This window comes from uncultured Nostoc sp. (assembly GCF_964247315.1).
In the GTDB taxonomy this organism is placed as follows: Bacteria; Cyanobacteriota; Cyanobacteriia; order Cyanobacteriales; family Nostocaceae; genus Nostoc.
Genome location: NZ_CAXTTT010000015.1, coordinates 1 through 16232, shown reverse-complemented (window position 1 = coordinate 16232; position 16232 = coordinate 1). Strand labels below are relative to the sequence as shown.

Below are 16232 nucleotides of genomic sequence, written 5' to 3'. Positions count from 1 at the left end.
GTAAAATATCAATCTAAGTTAAAATTGCGCTCTGCAAAACTATTAGTTAACTTCCGATATTTAACAACTTCAGCAAAAAAGAATTAGCTGACAGTCAACGAAGGAGATTACTATTCCAAAGTAGATTACAGCGCTACTGTGGGCAAAATACTAAGAACAATCTGCTGTAAGTAAATAATCTTTTTTATAAAAGTTTGTATATATCTATGACGATGGAATCTTTACCAAGTTTTGAAGAAGTAAATATTCAGAAATACTTAGAAGTTATTCAACGGCGTTGGCTACCTCTAGTTGGAATTTTTGCTATATCTGTTACCCTTGGATGCTTGTATGCATTTTCACTAAAACCTTCATACAAGGCAGAAGGAAGTTTGATGATAAAAACAAATCGCTCTTCCTCACTCACGGGCTTATCGGATGACATAGGACGCCTAGAAGCTTTGAATGTGAACGACAATCCCCTGGAAACTCAAGTGAGAGTTATTGGATCAAATCCAGTAATTGAGAAAACGATTAATTCCCTCAACCTTAAAGATAGTCAAGGCAAACTGCTCTCGATTCCTGACTTGGCAAAACAACTAAAAATAGAAGGAATTAAAGGCACTGATGTTGTACAACTTTCTTATAAAGGTGGCGATCCGGAACTAGCTGCCAAAATCATCAATGAAGTTATTGACAGTTATATCGATTTAAATATCAAGGCTAATCAGAATGAAGCGCGGACAGCCAAACAGGTTCTCGTAACGGAAGTACCTAAAGCTGAGGAAGTTGTCAGAAGAGCCGAATCAAAACTGCGGCTATTTAAAGAAACGAATAAAGTTGTTGTCCTGGAACAAGAAGCAGCCGCAGCAGTCGATACAATTTCTAAGTTAGGAAACCAAATTTCTCAAGCTTTAGCTCAACTAGATGATGTGAAGGGTCGTCTAGAACAGTTAAGCAGTGAAGCTCAGGTAGATTCACGGCAAGGTGTAATCGAATCTGAATTGAGTCAAGCACCTGGAGTTCAGAAAGTGCTAGCCCAACTTCAAGAAACAGAAAGCCAACTTGCACTAGAGCGTACCCGTTTTTCACCTGAACACCCTACAATTACTAGCTTAGAAGAAAAAGTTGCAGCTCTTAACAACTTGCTAAAAGAGCGGACAGGACAAGTAGCAGGTAAAGCGCAGATAACACAGGGAAGTTTACAGGTTGGACAACTGCGACAAAGCCTAATTGCAGATATTACTCGTGCTCAGGCAGAACGCGTTGGTTTGGAGAGACAAATTGCCACACTCAAACAACAGCAAAATGCCTACATCAAACGAGCAAATAATTTGCCAAGGTTAGAACAGAGTCAACGAGAGCTAGAACGGAAACTGCAAGCAGCTCAAACGACTTACGAAACACTATTAAAGAAACGCCAAGAGATTGATATTGCACAGAACCAAAAGATTCCTAATGCTCGTGTCATTTCCTATGCTTTAATCCCTGATAAAGCAGAAGGGCCTCGGAAAATGCTGTTTATTGTTGGTGGAGCAGGAGTTGGTTTCTTCTTAGGTATCATTGTTGCCTTTACTTTAGACTTGATAGACCGCTCGGTGAAGACCGTCAAAGAAGCCAAAGATGTCTTGAGATACAGTGTTTTAGGAGTGATTCCTACACAAGCTAGAAATGGTAAAGATCATTCTTCTATAGCAGGACTCGATAGACCTATTCCCAAAATTATTGGTAGAGATATTCCTTACTTCCCTGTTGGTAATGCATATCAAATACTACAAGTGAACTTAAAGTTCCTCTGTTCTGATAAACCGCTCAAAAGCATTGTAATTACAAGTTCCGTTGCCAAAGAAGGAAAGTCTGACGTATCTGCAAATTTAGCTGTGACTATGGCTCAGGCGGGGCGTAAAGTGTTGTTGGTGGATGCAGATATGCGTCATCCCATACAGCATCATATCTGGGGGCTAACAAATACAATTGGACTAAGTAATGTCATAATTAACCAAGCTTCTTTAGATACAGTTGTTCAGGAAGTAATGCCTAATCTGGAAGTTCTTACTTCTGGAGTTTTGCCTCCCAATCCAGTGGCAATGCTAGATTCTCAACGCATGGCAACATTAATTAGTAACTTTGGGAGAGAGTACGATCTTGTAATTTTTGACACTCCTCCCTTGTCAGGAATAGCAGATGCTGCTGTTTTAAGCACCTTGACTGACGGTATCTTATTAGTCGTTCGTCCTGGAGTGGTTGACTTGAACAGTGCAAATGCAGCTAAAGAGTTTTTAACTCAGTCAGGTCAGAAGGTATTAGGGATAGTCATCAATGGAGTGAATGCTAAAAATGAACCTAATAATTATTTTTATGATACTAAAAAACGACAAATTGAACAAGATTTAGTATCTAGCAGCTTAACTAAATTTCGCAAAGAGCGTTAAGTTCTCTTAGAAATTGTGAAAGTTACCATCACTACAACCATCTAAACCAAATTTTTTAACTGTAGGAATAATGGATAAAACTAAAATTAAAACTTCTTGTTTAATTAATAATTACAATTATGCTGAATTTCTCTCTGAGGCAATTAATAGCGCTTTAAATCAGACAGTTAAATTTGATGAAATTATCATTGTTGATGACGCATCCACAGATAATTCTGCGGAAGTTATCAATAAATTTACTCAAGTAACTAATGTTAAATCTATCTTTAAAGAAAAAAATCAAGGACAATTATCATCTTTTAATGAAGGTTTTTTAGCTGCTAATGGTGACATTATATTTTTTTTAGATGCCGATGATATTTATGAACCTCAGTATTTAGAAAATGCCCTAAATTTTTATAATAGACGCAGTGAATGTGATTTTATATTTTGTGCGTATAAAAAATTTGGAGCAGTACAAGGGACATTTCAAGACGATACAGTTGATTTAGATTTGGGTTATTCAGTAATTAGAACTTTATATAATGGAGAATGGATTGGTTCCATAACTTCAACATTATCAATACGTAGAGAGATAGTCAGAAAATTTTTACCTATTCCAAATATAGAAGATTGGCGTGTAAGGGCTGATGACTGTTTGGTATGGGGAGCTTCTTTGGTGGGGGCTAAAAAGTTTTATATGTCTAAACCTTTAGTGATGTATAGAATACATGAGAATAATCAATATCATAATAATAACTTTTTAGATGTAAACAAAAACTATGAATATAAAAGATTTTGGAAACGCAATTCTCTCTTTAATTACATTCTGGAAAAAAATAATTTTAGCTCCCCATTATTCTTAGCTTTCACATCTATCAATGAGCTACAAACAATAGCATGCCCAAAATATCAAGATTTTGTTACTTACTTGAAAATAATATTTTTATTTGAGCAGAGTTTTTATTGGAAACTCAAGGGTATTACTTTATTGTTTAGCTATTTTTTGAAAATCTTGATTAGTGGTAAATTAAAACCCTTATAGATGATAAATAAGGTGAGTTACTGAATAAATAAACTTTGTTTTGTCTTTGATAAATTTAAAAACTTGCATGAGCGAAATTGATAGGTATAAAGAATGTCAGATGATTAATTAATAAAAATAATGTTAAGTAAATTAAAAATTATAAACTTCTCGAAATTTAAATCTCGTTCTGGGCTGCGTGCAATTATTGCTAATACAGGTTGGTTGTTTGCTGACCGCATTCTACGCATGGGTGCAAGCTTAGTTGTAGGAGTATGGGTAGCACGTTATTTAGGAGTACAACAGTATGGTCTATTTAACTATGCTTTAGCTTTTGTTGCCTTATTTAGCCCAATTTTTACTCTCGGATTAGACGACGTAGTAGTTCGCCATCTTGTTCGCCAATCATCAAACAAAGAGGAAATTTTAGGAACTACTTTTTGGCTAAAATTTTTGGGTGGAATTGCTTCTGTTTTATTGGCAGTTAGCACGATGTTTTTCTTAGGTGAGCATGAAACACTAAAGATATGGCTAGTTGCAATTTTAGGAATAGCAGGAATTTTTAGGGCATCTGATACTATTGAACTGTGGTTTCAATCACAGGTGCAGTCAAAATATACTGTAATCGCTAAAAACACGGCATTTCTGCTAAATACTGTCATTAAAATCGCACTAATTTTAACAAAAGCACCATTGTTAGCTTTTGCTTTGGTAACATTAGCAGAATTTGCAATGAGTGCAATTGGCTTACTAATTGTTTACCAAGTCAAAGGGTCTTCATTGTGGTTATGGCGTTGGAGTTTCGCTTCTGCCAAAACTCTTATGAAAGAGAGTTTACCTCTAATTTTTTCGGGGTTTGCCATCATGATTTTTATGAGAATAGATCAGGTGATGTTAGGTCAAATGATCGGAGATAGTGAGGTTGGAGTTTATTCTGCTGCTGTGCGTATTTCTGAAATTTGGTATTTTATTCCAGGGGCTATTGTTTCCTCTGTTGCTCCGGCAATTTATGCAGCAAAAGAAAAATCAGAAAGTCTTTACTATCAGCGAATAGGACAATTACTCAGTCTAATGACATGTATATCTTTAGGAATTGCTCTTCCAATGTCCTTTTTATCTGACAAGATAATTATAGTGATGTTTGGAAGTGGATATGCAGAGGCAGGAGCAATATTAGCAGTTCATATTTGGACTTCTTTATTTGTATTTATGGGTCTTGCAACATCACCTTGGTTTATTGCTGAAGGTTTAAACCACGTTTCTTTAGGTAAGACTTTATTTGGGGCAATACTAAATATTATTCTCAACTTAATACTTATTCCTAAATATGCAGGACTTGGAGCGGCGATCGCAACAATAATATCTCAAGCTGCTGCTGCTTTTATATGCAATGCATTTGATTCAAGAACACAAAAACTCTTTAAAATTCAAGTGCGATCGCTTATTCATTTTTACAAATACTGATCGTTATTATTTAACTTTTATTATTCTTATGCAAACACCCGTAACTTTTATTATTTTTAAACGTCCACAAACAACAGAGAAAGTTTTTGAAGTTATTCGCCAAGCCAAGCCAACAAAACTTTTTGTAATTGCAGATGGACCCCGCATTGACCGCGAAGATGAGGCAGAAAAATGTGAAGCGACTAAGGCAATTATTGAGAGAGTTGATTGGGATTGTGAAGTAATAAAGAATTATTCTGATATCAACTTGGGTTGTGCAAAACGGGTATCAAGTGGTTTAGATTGGGTCTTTAATAATGTCGAGGAGACAATTATTTTGGAAGATGATTGTATCCCTCACCCAAGTTTTTTCAGATTTAGTCAAGAATTGCTGGAAAAATATAGAGATGATACCAGAATCGCCACAATCTCTGCTCAAAATCTTCAACTTGGACAAAAACGTACAAATTACAGTTACTATTTTTCTCGCTACAACCACTGCTGGGGTTGGGCAAGTTGGAGACGTGCTTGGCAACATTATGATTTGACTATCAAACTCTGGAAAGAGGTGCAAGCAGAAAACCTTTTACATGACATTCTTATAGACCAAAAAGCAGTAAATTCTTGGCAACGAATATTTCAGTCTGTTTATGACAATCCTACAGGTATAACCTGGGATTACCAATGGACATTTGCTTGTTGGATGCAGGGAAGCTTAAGTATTATTCCCAATGTCAATTTAATCTCTAATATTGGTGTTGGTGCAGACGCAACTCATTTCACTTCAAATCAAGGATTTTCGTTCATCAATATGTCCATGCAGGCAATGGAATTTCCCTTAAAGCATCCACCATTTATTGTCAGGAATGTAGAGGCAGATAATTTTACACAGAAAACAGTCTATAAAGCAACTGCATTGGATATTTTTAAAGAGGAAGTGAAGAAAAGATTGAATTACTCAACAATAAAAAAATAGATCAATCAAATCTCAAAAATGAAAGTAAAATTAACAGAGAAAATATTAACTATCTTGCTATTACTGATTGCTGTAGGTGCATTAACAATACATCCTGCACAAGAAGTTTCCATGTCTACACTTGGAGGCGATAAGCTAGATACTTTGTTCAATATAGTTTCATATTTAATCCTATTTTATTTCCTAATTTTATACTGGAAAGGTTTTATTTTTGTAATTACTAGAAGTCCATTACAGTTTTTTTTACTAGCAATAGTTATATTTTCTCTTTTATGGTCAGAAGACCTAAGTTCTAGTCTTACTTATCTAAGAGGTCTAATCCGAATATATTTTCTTGCCATCTATTTAGCAATGCGTTATCCGCTTAAAGAACAAATTAAGCTGATAGCTTGGGCACTTGGCGTAGCTGCATCATTATCTATGCTATTTTCTGCATTCGTACCAGGTTATATTCACGAATCACCTGAATTACTAGGTATGTGGAGTGGAATTTATGGTCATAAAAATGAATTAGGTTACATGATGGCTTGGAGTGCAGGAGTTTTTTTGCACCTTGCTCTTAGTGGCCATCGATATCGCTGGTTGATGTGGGCACTATGTGGGATCTCTATATGTCTAATTATTTTCTCACGTTCAACAACATCTTTAACGATTTTGTTGACAATGATATTACTTTTACCTTTCTACAAATCCCTAAAAAAAACTAATTATAAATTGCAATTTATTATGATTACTTCAACTTTGATGTTCCTAATGATTTCTTCAATATTACTTCTCAATAATGCCGAAACTGTAGTTGGTACTTCTGGTAAAGACCTTACCTTCAATGGACGCTCTGACCTCTGGGAGCTAGTGATTTCCAAGATTTTGGAAAGACCTTGGTTAGGTTATGGATTTTCGGGATTTTGGACTAGTAATGCTGCATCTAAATTAAGAGCTACTTATGATTGGGCAAGTAATGCCCATAATGGTTTTTTAGAATTATTGTTAGAATTGGGATTCTTAGGTTTTTTGACTTTTGCAGCAGGGTTTGTCCGGTTTTTTGTAATGGCATTGACTCGAATTATTTCTATCGCGAAAAAACCGGAAGATTATTGGCCAATGCAGATGCTACTTATCATAGTCATAGTTAATTTTTCAGAAGCCAGATTATTAACTCCTAGCTGGAATTGGTTAATGTATGTCACCACGTCATTATCTTTGACTGTTGAATATCAACAAAATCGTAAAAATATTTTAGTCCATTAGTTTTTATGACAGTCAGAAATAGTTTTAGTGATTATTAAGTGAATAAAAATGAAAATTTTACATATTAGTACCCATGATATTAGTGGCGGTGCTGCGAGGGCTGCATATCGTTTACACACAGGTTTACAGGATATAGGACTACAGTCACAAATGTTAGTTCAGGAAAAATATAGTAATGATAAAATGGTAATTGCACCTAAAATTAGACTGTTTCAAGGCATTGCTAAAGCAAAGTTGACAGTTGAAAGTTTGCCATTAAAGCTTTATCGCCAAAAGAAAAATACTCCATTTTTTACTCAATGGTTGCCAGATAGAGTTATTCCTAAAGTTGCTCAGATTAATCCAGATATAATCAATCTGCATTGGATTAGCGGAGGTTTTATGCAAATAGAAACCTTTGCTAAACTGAAGCGTCCTCTAGTTTGGACTCTCCATGATATGTGGGGGTTTACTGGAGGGTGTCACGTTACTGGAGAATGCGATCGCTACAAAGTATTCTGCGGGGCTTGTCCTCAACTCAACAGTGGTAATGAATGGGATTTATCCCGTTGGGTATGGCAGCGCAAAGTAAAAGCTTGGAAAAATTTAAATTTAACTCTGGTTTCACCAAGTTCTTGGTTAGCAGAGTGCGCTCATTCCAGTTCTTTATTCCAGAATTTGCGAATTGAGGTAATTCCCCACGGACTAGATACTCAAAAATATCGACCGATTAATCAACATTTTGCACGAGAAGCACTTAACCTACCTCAAGATAAAAAGCTGATACTCTTTGGAGCGATAGAAGCAACAAGCGATAGAAATAAAGGATTTCATTTGTTGCAACCAGCTTTACAAGAATTAAGTAAATCTGGCTGGAAGGATGACTTGGAAGTTGTGATTTTTGGAGCATCTCAACCCGAAAATCCACCTGATTTAGGCTTCAAAAGCCACTATTTGGGACATTTACATGATGCTATATCTTTAACAACTGTTTACTCAGCCGCTGACGTAATGCTTGTACCATCTCTTCAAGAATCTTTTGGACAGACAGCTTCGGAATCATTCGCTTGTGGTACTCCAGTTGTGGCGTTTAATTCTACTGGCTTAAAAGATATTGTTGATCATCAGCAGAACGGCTATTTGGCTAAACCTTATGAAATTGAAGATTTTGGCAAAGGAATTACCTGGGTTCTTGAAAATGAACAGAGGTTGCAAAAACTATCATTTTATGCTCGCGATAAAGCCGAGCAAGAATTCACTCTGGAACTTCAAGCGCGTCGTTATTCAGCCTTGTTTCAGGAAATATTGATGAGAGCAAAGAAATCTTCATTGAGTAATTAACTTAGTAAATCAATACTTCATAATATGTCAATACCTATAGCTTTTATAATTTGTACAGAACCTGGTCGTTTAGAAGGTCAATCTTTGATGCTTGCAGAAAGTATTCGTAAGTTCTGCGGCGAATTGAAAAATACACCTATATATAGTTTTCATCCTAGAGTAGGCGAACCGATATTAAAGCAAACCCAACAAGCGTTTGAAGCATTGCAGGTGATTCATCAACAAATTCCAATAAATCGAGAATTTCATGAATATTATTTAGCCAATAAACCCTTAGTTTGTGCCTATGCAGAACAAAATGTTGATGCAGAAATATTGGTTTTTTTAGACAGTGACAAATGCTTTTTTTCTGAACCAAAAGAATTTTTATTGCCAGTAGATTGTAATGTACGGATGCGTCCTGAGTATGGTCAAGGAATTGGTTCTACAGGTCTGCAAGATCCTCAAGAATGGTATTGGCAAAAACTATATGAAGTACTGGGAGTAAAGCGTGAGGTATTTATTGACACACCAATTGGTAATAAAAGAATCAGAGCCTACTGGAATTCTGGTTTGGTTGCTGTAAGAAGGAGTGCGGGTATATTTACAACTTGGAAAGAAAACTTTGAAAAAGTAATGCGCTTGGATATTACTCCTCCCCAAGGTATTTATTTTGTTGAGCAGTCTGTTTTGTCTGTAACTTTATGTGCCTTGGAAGAAAACGTTGAACATCTTCCTCCTAAGTATAGTTATCCATTACCTTTACATAACCGTTTATCAAAAGAAATACAAATTAAACATTGGGATGATATTATATCCATTCATTATTTCAACTTATTTTTTTATAACGATTGGAATGGACAAATAAAAAGATTGAAAAAATTTAATAGTAATTCAGATAAATATCAATGGTTATGTGAAGAGGTTGTCAGACTTAATATGCCTCGTGTATCAGTTTTGCATCGATATCTGTTGAAAGTCAGAAGAATGGAACAAAAATTAAAAAGCTTTAATTTAGATATTAATTTCAGTGGCTGGATAGAAAAGAAAGTTAAGTTTTAAAATGATATAACAAAATATTAAAAGTAGAATTTGATGATTGAAGTTATGAATATAATCTGTCATGGTTGCGTATAAGTTTATTACTTGAATTAATCATTTTTGTACATATTATATGAGGTAAAGGAAATGAAAAAAGCTAATTTAGCTGTAATTATGACATGTTATAACAGACGGAATACAACTCTTGCCTGTTTAAATGCTTTATATCAGCAAAAAAATCATGGTGATATTTATTTAACTGATGATGGGAGTTCTGATGGTACTACAGAAGCTGTTAAAGCAGAATATCCAGAAGTACAAATTCTTCAAGGTAATGGCAATTTATTTTGGGTGGGAGGAATGCATCTCGCTTTTGGTGAGGCGATAAAATATCAATATGATTATTATCTGTGGTTGAATGATGACACATTTATGGAAGCCAATGCTGTGAGTAAACTATTGCAGGTTCATCAAAATTTGACGGAACTTGGTTATCCAGACTCAATTGTAGTTGGTTCAACTAAAGACTCCATTACAGGAAAAGCAACCTATGGAGGAGCAGTAAAATCTAAAAAGTGGTATTCTAATAAGTTTGAATTTTTAGAACCAAGTTCCATTATCCAAAAATGCGATGCTATGTATGGTAACTGCGTGCTAATTCCTAAAAGTGTTGCCGCCAAAGTTGGCAATATTGATACAGCTTTTGTTCACAGTTTAGGAGATTTAGATTATGCCCTGAGAGCGCATAAATTGGGTTGTAAAATATGGGTAGCTCCTGGATATATTGGTACTTGTACTAAAAATTCTATCCGTAATAGTTGGGCAGATACTAATTTAAATATATTAGAACGCTTGAAAAAGGTACTACAAATTAAAGCATTTCCATTGAAATCCTGGACTATATTTTGTAGCAGACACTCTGGGCCATTCTGGATATTTTACTGGTTCTTACCCTATATAAGAGCAATTCTTGGTTACAAAGATTTGGCAACTTCTCCCACCTTTTCTGAGGATATTAACCAAACCTAACTCAGAAGTTTAATACTTGCACAAGAGTCATTAGTCAATGATATTTGGATAACTTATAACTATCTTAATAATTTGGCAAATGGAGTTTTCAATTATTAAATAAAAAAATCAACAATCATTTTATGGGTAAACGCTTACTAATTGTCTCAACTCTCGATTCCAGTCAACCATTTGGTGCATTTACTAGACCTTTTTATTTAGGACAATATCTTACTAAATATTTTGATGTTTTTCAGCTAGGTTTAGATTGTTCCTCTGTTAATTATGCACCTTCTGTTTCGATTGGAACAAGAAGCTTGAAGTCATATATTCAAGCTATAGAAAAGTGCATCGACGAGTTCTGTCCAGATATTGTGTATGCTCAAGAAACATTACCTGGTTTGGCTGCTCTAGTTTCACTAAAGCTTAGAAAACACAGTAGTTCCTCTCTTGTCTTAGATTTTCATACATTTTCGCCTTATGAATACTGGATGCGCTTGTTTTCAGTTGCCAATCCTTTCAAAGAGTTTACACAATGTATTAAGACATATATTGCTCAGGGAATTTTAATATTCTCTGGTAGTCCAATTATTGCAGCAGGTGAATCAATTCCTAAACTAATTTCCCAATGGTATGGAAAAACTCCACAGCAAATTTATTCTATCGGGAATGGAGTGACTGAAGACTTACTCAATACTGAAGTTTTTCTAGATAAAGACCCCTATCAAGCATTCAGACCAGCTAAAATAGTGGTTATTATTGCTCCCAAAACATTTCAATTTCCAACTAATGATCTGTCTGTATCAATGGCTATTGAGGTTGCTAAATCCCTTGAAAGTCATCAAGAAAAAGTACATTTTGTTGTTATTGGTAGGGATAGTAGTGATATTTCAGAACCAATACCCTCTAACATTTCTTTTCTAGGCTTTTTACCTAAAAGAGAAGATTTTGTCGCACATTTGAAATATGCAGATATTGCTTTATTGCCATTTTCAAAACAAGCAGTAGCAGGTGGCGCTCGTAATAAAGCATTAGATTATTTCGCTAGCAGAAAATTAGTTGTATCAACACTAGAAGGCTTGCGAGGTTTAGAAGAATTTCGCCACTTAGAACATCTGTTAGTAACAGGATACTCTTGCGAAGAAGTCGCTAACACAATACTTGATGCTGCTTCAAATCTTGATAAATATCAATCACTTGTAGATACAGCACATACTTTAATTATAGAAAAGTATTCCTGGAATGCAAGAGCACAGAATATCGCGGAAATCCTCATGCAAACAAGTGCTTTTTAGTTATATTTAGATAATAATTTTTAACTAAAAAACTTAGCTATTTCAATATTTCAGTACTTCAGTATTAAAATATTGCTAATTAATTTTACAATACTCACCTTTACATTGAGATAAAATCTCATATTTATCAAAAGAAAAACAAAATATGAAAAAGCGATTTTCCTATAAAATTATTGGCGCTCAAGTGGATGCACTCTCTATCCCTGACTTAAATTTATTGATTGAAGAATCTATTGACCGGGATAAAAAATGGATTATTGCTAATCACAACTTACATAGTCTTTATCTCTTCCATAACGATCTAAAAATGCAAGCTTTTTATTCCAAGGCGGAATATACCCATATTGATAGTATGCCTTTAGTGTTTATTGGAAAGCTGTTGGGTTTTCCGATTAAACGGGAACAAAGAGTAACCTATGCTGACTGGGTATGGCCTTTGATGGCAGAAGCTGCTACCAAAGGTTGGCGTGTATTCTATTTAGGTTCAAAGCCAGGAGTTGCTGAAAAAGCAGCAAATATTTTATGCCAGAAATTTCCTGGTTTACAAATCGCTTGCGCTCATGGCTATATTGATATACATAAAGATAGTCAAGAAAATCTTGCCACTGTAGCTGCAATTAATGCTTACAAACCCCATATATTAATGGTGGGGATGGGTATGCCACGCCAAGAGTATTGGGTTTACGAAAATCTTGAACATCTTCATACCAATACTATTTTGACTAGTGGAGCCTGTATGGACTATATAGCAGGAGCAATACCTACTCCTCCTCGCTGGATGGGAAAGGTGGGGTTAGAATGGTTGTATCGCTTGTTATCTGAACCGAAAAGGCTTTGGAGACGTTACTTACTTGAGCCTTGGTTTGTTGGCACATTATTTTTACGAGAAATTTGGAGTGTCTCAAGTCAACAAAAAAAAATAACCCGCTGGTATTTCTAAGTACGAAATTTCACAAGTTCGTAGCGTTATCGAGCTTCTCAAAGCCTTACCAGTAGGTTGCTCAATTCGTCACGAATTTATGAAATGTTGTACTAAGGTTTAATGATTAATTAGTCAGTAAGTCTTATTCAACTTTCATAATCGTGAATAACGAAAAATATTTCCATCTATTTTGCTTAGAATAATACTTAAAAGTACTATAGCAGTTCCCAGCATAATGAGGTACATTTTCAAAACTACTAAACTTGGTAAACAAGATTTGGGTGTACCTCAATTGTTGAGGAAATGCTATATTTACGCCTGGGTGGAGTATTAAGTTGATTCCTGAAAAGCCTGGGCTATAGCATTGCGGGCTGGTTTAGATTGCAGGTTCTCATCGAAGGGAAGCGGACGCAGAAATTTCCAGAGACTTGGATTGTTTCTAAAGGTTTTTCTTGGCATCCACTCAGGATGACGTATCCAGGTATGACGGTCGGTAAGTCCCCATGTAATCACAGTATCGACATTGGATGCAAAGCACAGGTCAAGATATCGCTTGTAACTGTCGGCTACCATTTGGTCTAGGCTTTTGATACTATTGGGTAGTGGGGTATCAATGATAATATCTAATTCCGTGATTATTGGTTTAACTTCAAGATCGTTAAGCCGTTTTAAAACGGAATTAAATCCTTTCTCGTCAAAAGAATATGCAGTAGAAAACCATAGATGTGACTGGATACCTGCCCCGTCAATTTTAACGCCACTATTCTTCAGATATTCGACCATTCTTAAGAAACGTTCTGATTTCCATGTGGTGCCTTCGATGCCAAAATCGTTTAGGTAAAATTTCTTGCTGCTATCAACTGAAGCGGCAATTAAAAACAAGTCTCGAATCAATTCTGGTTTTACCCCTTTACGCAAACCGATTGTTGGGTTATCAGTTTCATTTTCACTATCAGCGATAATTTCATTGGCAATATCCCAAGACTTTAAAACGGGACTATTGCGATAATGCCCCATGACTCCTTTAACATGGCGTTCGATCATCTTAGGTGTAGGGGGATAAGGAACCCAGTCTGGTTTTCCCATGTGCCAGAAAAGGGTATGCCCGTGCATTTCTATCTTATGTTTTTGGCAGAAATCAGCGATCGCATCTGCTGACTCAAAGGTAAATTTCCCTGGCTGTGGTTCAGTAGCGTCCCATTTTAATTCACCATTCGGTGTCACAATCGAACATTCACGAGCCATTAGGTTAGCGTAATCTTTCTCTGTTTGCAAAAATTCACTAGAAATTGCTGCGCCATAACGCTTTCCTTTGGCGGCAGCTAATTGTCGAAGGGGAGAATTTAAATTTTTACTTGTATAATTTGCTGCAATTGCATTCGTGCCTTGGTCTTCTTTTTGGTTATCCTTTTGTAAAAACCCCATAGTTAATAAGGCAGAAAGGGTTGTGTATCCTGCTCTCCTTAAAAAATTTCTCCGATAAGGCATAAATTGTATTTAATACAAAACATATAAGATTATTATATTACATAATAAGTTTTGATACTTTTGGAGGTGTAGTAATGATTACCACGGTCATTGCACACAAAAAGACAAAATTACCGTTTGTCTCACCCTTGCATAATTTTTTGTATGAAATGCTACGCATTTGTTAATACATAATTGCAAGTATTTATCAATCTTCACCCAGATATACAGGGTTTTTTCCAAAATCAAGTCATAGTCTCATACTTAAGTGGCAAAGATGAAAATTGATAAGTATTACATCTAGGGCAAAACTAAATTAAACTATAACGCATGTTCGATTTACATCAATTAACAGTGCTTTTACATACCAGCAGTAAACATGCTAAAGTAAAATATAACGATTGTTCGATATAAATATTCTCAGTTATGCCTAAGATTGTTGACCATGAGCAATACCGTAAAGAACTGCTTAACAAGTGTTTTGATTTATTTGCTCAAAAAGGCTATGGTTCCATCACTATGCGCCAGATTGCTGAAGGATTAGGGGTTTCTACTGGTACGTTGTACCACTATTTTTTTAGCAAACAAGCTCTATTTGAGCAATTGGCCCAAGAAATATGTGAGCAAGATTTAAGTGCAGCATTGGCTGAATTGGAAGGAGCACAAACAATAGAAGAGGGAATGGAAGCACTAGGAAGATATCTAGTGAAAAATGAGGATTACTTCATTAAATGGACTTATATTTGGATTGATTTTTGTCAACATCAAGACTCTAAGGAAATATTAAGTAATAGTGTTTTTAAGCGGACTAATCAGCGTTATCAGCAAGCTGCCTGCGATTTTGTGGGTATTCAAGATCCGATATTGGCTTCCTTTGTCTTGAGCTTTGTCAATGGGTTAATTCTGGAAAAGTTATGGGGTGATGAAACAATTGATTTTATGGAACAATGTGCGTTATTAGGCAAAATGCTCACGGCATATTTGCCGCAACATAGGGCAATAGTTAAGGGTTAGATTTGATACCTAAATAAGTTGCAAAATCTTCATATCTAACAATTATCAATTATCTGATATTTATTGATGGCTAAAAATTATTTGCTACCACCATTAACTCAGTAGACAAAATAGTTTTTGAGGAGAGTAAAAAGATGGTTCAAAAGCTGTTAAAAAAAGCTTCCAATAAAGGGTTAGTTGCATTAGTAATTGCAGCTACTAGCTATTACGGGTGGAATTGTTGTTTATGGGATTTCTCAGTTTGGGTTAGTTGGTCAAGCTGAGAAATCTCAGCCAGTAGAAACCACGCCCAAAAGTCAAAAAGTGGCTGCGTTAGGAGGACTAGAACCGGAAGCAGAGGTAATTAGCTTGTTTGCGCCCTTGGCATTGGATGGCGATCGCATTGCGAAAATTCTAGTCCAAGAGGGCGATCGCGTTAAAGCCGGACAGATGGTAGCAATATTAGATGCGCGCGATCGCTTACAAACTGCTGTAATACAAGCTCAACAACAAGTCAGAGTTGCTCAAGCTAAACTCGCTCAAGTTGAAGCAGGAGCAAAAGCAGGAGAAATTCAGGTCCAGCAAGCCAGTGTAGAACGCTTTGAAGCCCAGTCCCAAGGAGACAAAACAGCACAACAGGAAGCGATATTCCGTATAGAAGCACAGTGGGAAGCAGACAAAATAGCGCAAGAAGCAACCATCAAGAAGCTAGAGGCAGAACTCAAAAATGCCTCAGCCGAATATCAACGTTATCAGCAGCTATATTCCCAAGGAGCAGTTTCTAATTCTTTGTATGACAGCAAAGGCTTAACTGTAGAAACTACCAAACAGCAAGTAGACGAAGCCAAAGCAGTTCTCAATCGCATTAACACCACTGCTAGCAAAGAACTCGCCGAAGCCAAAGCAGCACTCGCCTGCACTAACGCCACTGGTAGCAAACAAGTTAGTGAAGCTAAAGCCACACTGACCAGCATTGCAGAAGTTCGACCTGTAGATGTAGCCGCAGCCAAGACAGAAGTTGAAAATGCGATCGCTACACTCAAACATGCCCAAACCGAGTTGGCGGGTGCTTACATTACAGCAATTTTCAGGTAAATAGACCACAGTGGTTGAACCAACCGAAGGC

General features: G+C 36.0%; 12 protein-coding genes and 1 pseudogene. 12 read left to right on the top strand and 1 reads right to left on the bottom strand.

The window, feature by feature from the left end; translation table 11 throughout:
- The first annotated feature begins 206 nt into the window (after positions 1 to 206).
- From ACFE93_RS06970 to ACFE93_RS06925, 10 genes are all read left to right on the top strand, one after another.
- Positions 207 to 2411 carry a GumC family protein gene (locus ACFE93_RS06970; RefSeq protein ID WP_375472630.1) on the top strand — a complete coding sequence of 735 codons (2205 nt, stop codon included), beginning with the start codon at positions 207 to 209 and terminating at the stop codon, positions 2409 to 2411.
- A gap of 70 nt (positions 2412 to 2481) precedes the next feature.
- The gene (locus ACFE93_RS06965; RefSeq protein WP_375472629.1) at positions 2482 to 3435 is read left to right on the top strand and encodes a glycosyltransferase family 2 protein; all 954 of its coding nucleotides are present in this window, start codon (positions 2482 to 2484) and stop codon (positions 3433 to 3435) included.
- A 120-nt stretch (positions 3436 to 3555) separates the two neighbouring features.
- Positions 3556 to 4878, top strand: a complete 1323-nt coding sequence (locus ACFE93_RS06960; RefSeq protein ID WP_375472628.1) for a flippase — start codon at positions 3556 to 3558, stop codon at positions 4876 to 4878.
- A gap of 28 nt (positions 4879 to 4906) precedes the next feature.
- Positions 4907 to 5833, top strand: a complete 927-nt coding sequence (locus ACFE93_RS06955) for a glycosyltransferase family 2 protein (RefSeq protein WP_375472627.1) — start codon at positions 4907 to 4909, stop codon at positions 5831 to 5833.
- An 18-nt stretch (positions 5834 to 5851) separates the two neighbouring features.
- Entirely contained in the window at positions 5852 to 7081 is a 1230-nt protein-coding gene (locus ACFE93_RS06950; RefSeq protein ID WP_375472626.1) for an O-antigen ligase family protein, read from the top strand.
- A gap of 48 nt (positions 7082 to 7129) precedes the next feature.
- Entirely contained in the window at positions 7130 to 8401 is a 1272-nt protein-coding gene (locus ACFE93_RS06945; protein ID WP_375472625.1) for a glycosyltransferase family 4 protein, read from the top strand.
- A gap of 24 nt (positions 8402 to 8425) precedes the next feature.
- Positions 8426 to 9442 carry a hypothetical protein gene (locus ACFE93_RS06940; RefSeq protein ID WP_375472624.1) on the top strand — a complete coding sequence of 339 codons (1017 nt, stop codon included), beginning with the start codon at positions 8426 to 8428 and terminating at the stop codon, positions 9440 to 9442.
- A 126-nt stretch (positions 9443 to 9568) separates the two neighbouring features.
- Positions 9569 to 10450 carry a glycosyltransferase family 2 protein gene (locus ACFE93_RS06935; RefSeq protein ID WP_375472623.1) on the top strand — a complete coding sequence of 294 codons (882 nt, stop codon included), beginning with the start codon at positions 9569 to 9571 and terminating at the stop codon, positions 10448 to 10450.
- Between the two features lie 122 nt (positions 10451 to 10572).
- Entirely contained in the window at positions 10573 to 11724 is a 1152-nt protein-coding gene (locus ACFE93_RS06930; protein ID WP_375472622.1) for a glycosyltransferase family 4 protein, read from the top strand.
- A 145-nt stretch (positions 11725 to 11869) separates the two neighbouring features.
- Entirely contained in the window at positions 11870 to 12664 is a 795-nt protein-coding gene (locus ACFE93_RS06925) for a WecB/TagA/CpsF family glycosyltransferase (RefSeq protein WP_375472621.1), read from the top strand.
- Positions 12665 to 12976: 312 nt separating this feature from the next.
- On the opposite strand, the gene ACFE93_RS06920 is transcribed toward ACFE93_RS06925, so the two are convergent.
- Positions 12977 to 14071 carry an endo-1,4-beta-xylanase gene (locus tag ACFE93_RS06920; protein ID WP_375472620.1) on the bottom strand — a complete coding sequence of 365 codons (1095 nt, stop codon included), beginning with the start codon at positions 14069 to 14071 and terminating at the stop codon, positions 12977 to 12979.
- A gap of 468 nt (positions 14072 to 14539) precedes the next feature.
- On the opposite strand from ACFE93_RS06920, the gene ACFE93_RS06915 reads away from it, so the two are divergent.
- Both ACFE93_RS06915 and ACFE93_RS06910 read left to right on the top strand, forming a co-directional pair.
- A complete protein-coding gene (locus ACFE93_RS06915; protein WP_375472619.1) occupies positions 14540 to 15127 on the top strand; it encodes a TetR/AcrR family transcriptional regulator in 588 nt (195 codons plus the stop codon).
- Positions 15128 to 15261: 134 nt separating this feature from the next.
- A pseudogene (locus ACFE93_RS06910) lies at positions 15262 to 16189 on the top strand (biotin/lipoyl-binding protein); the annotation flags it as partial.
- Positions 16190 to 16232: the final 43 nt, after the last annotated feature.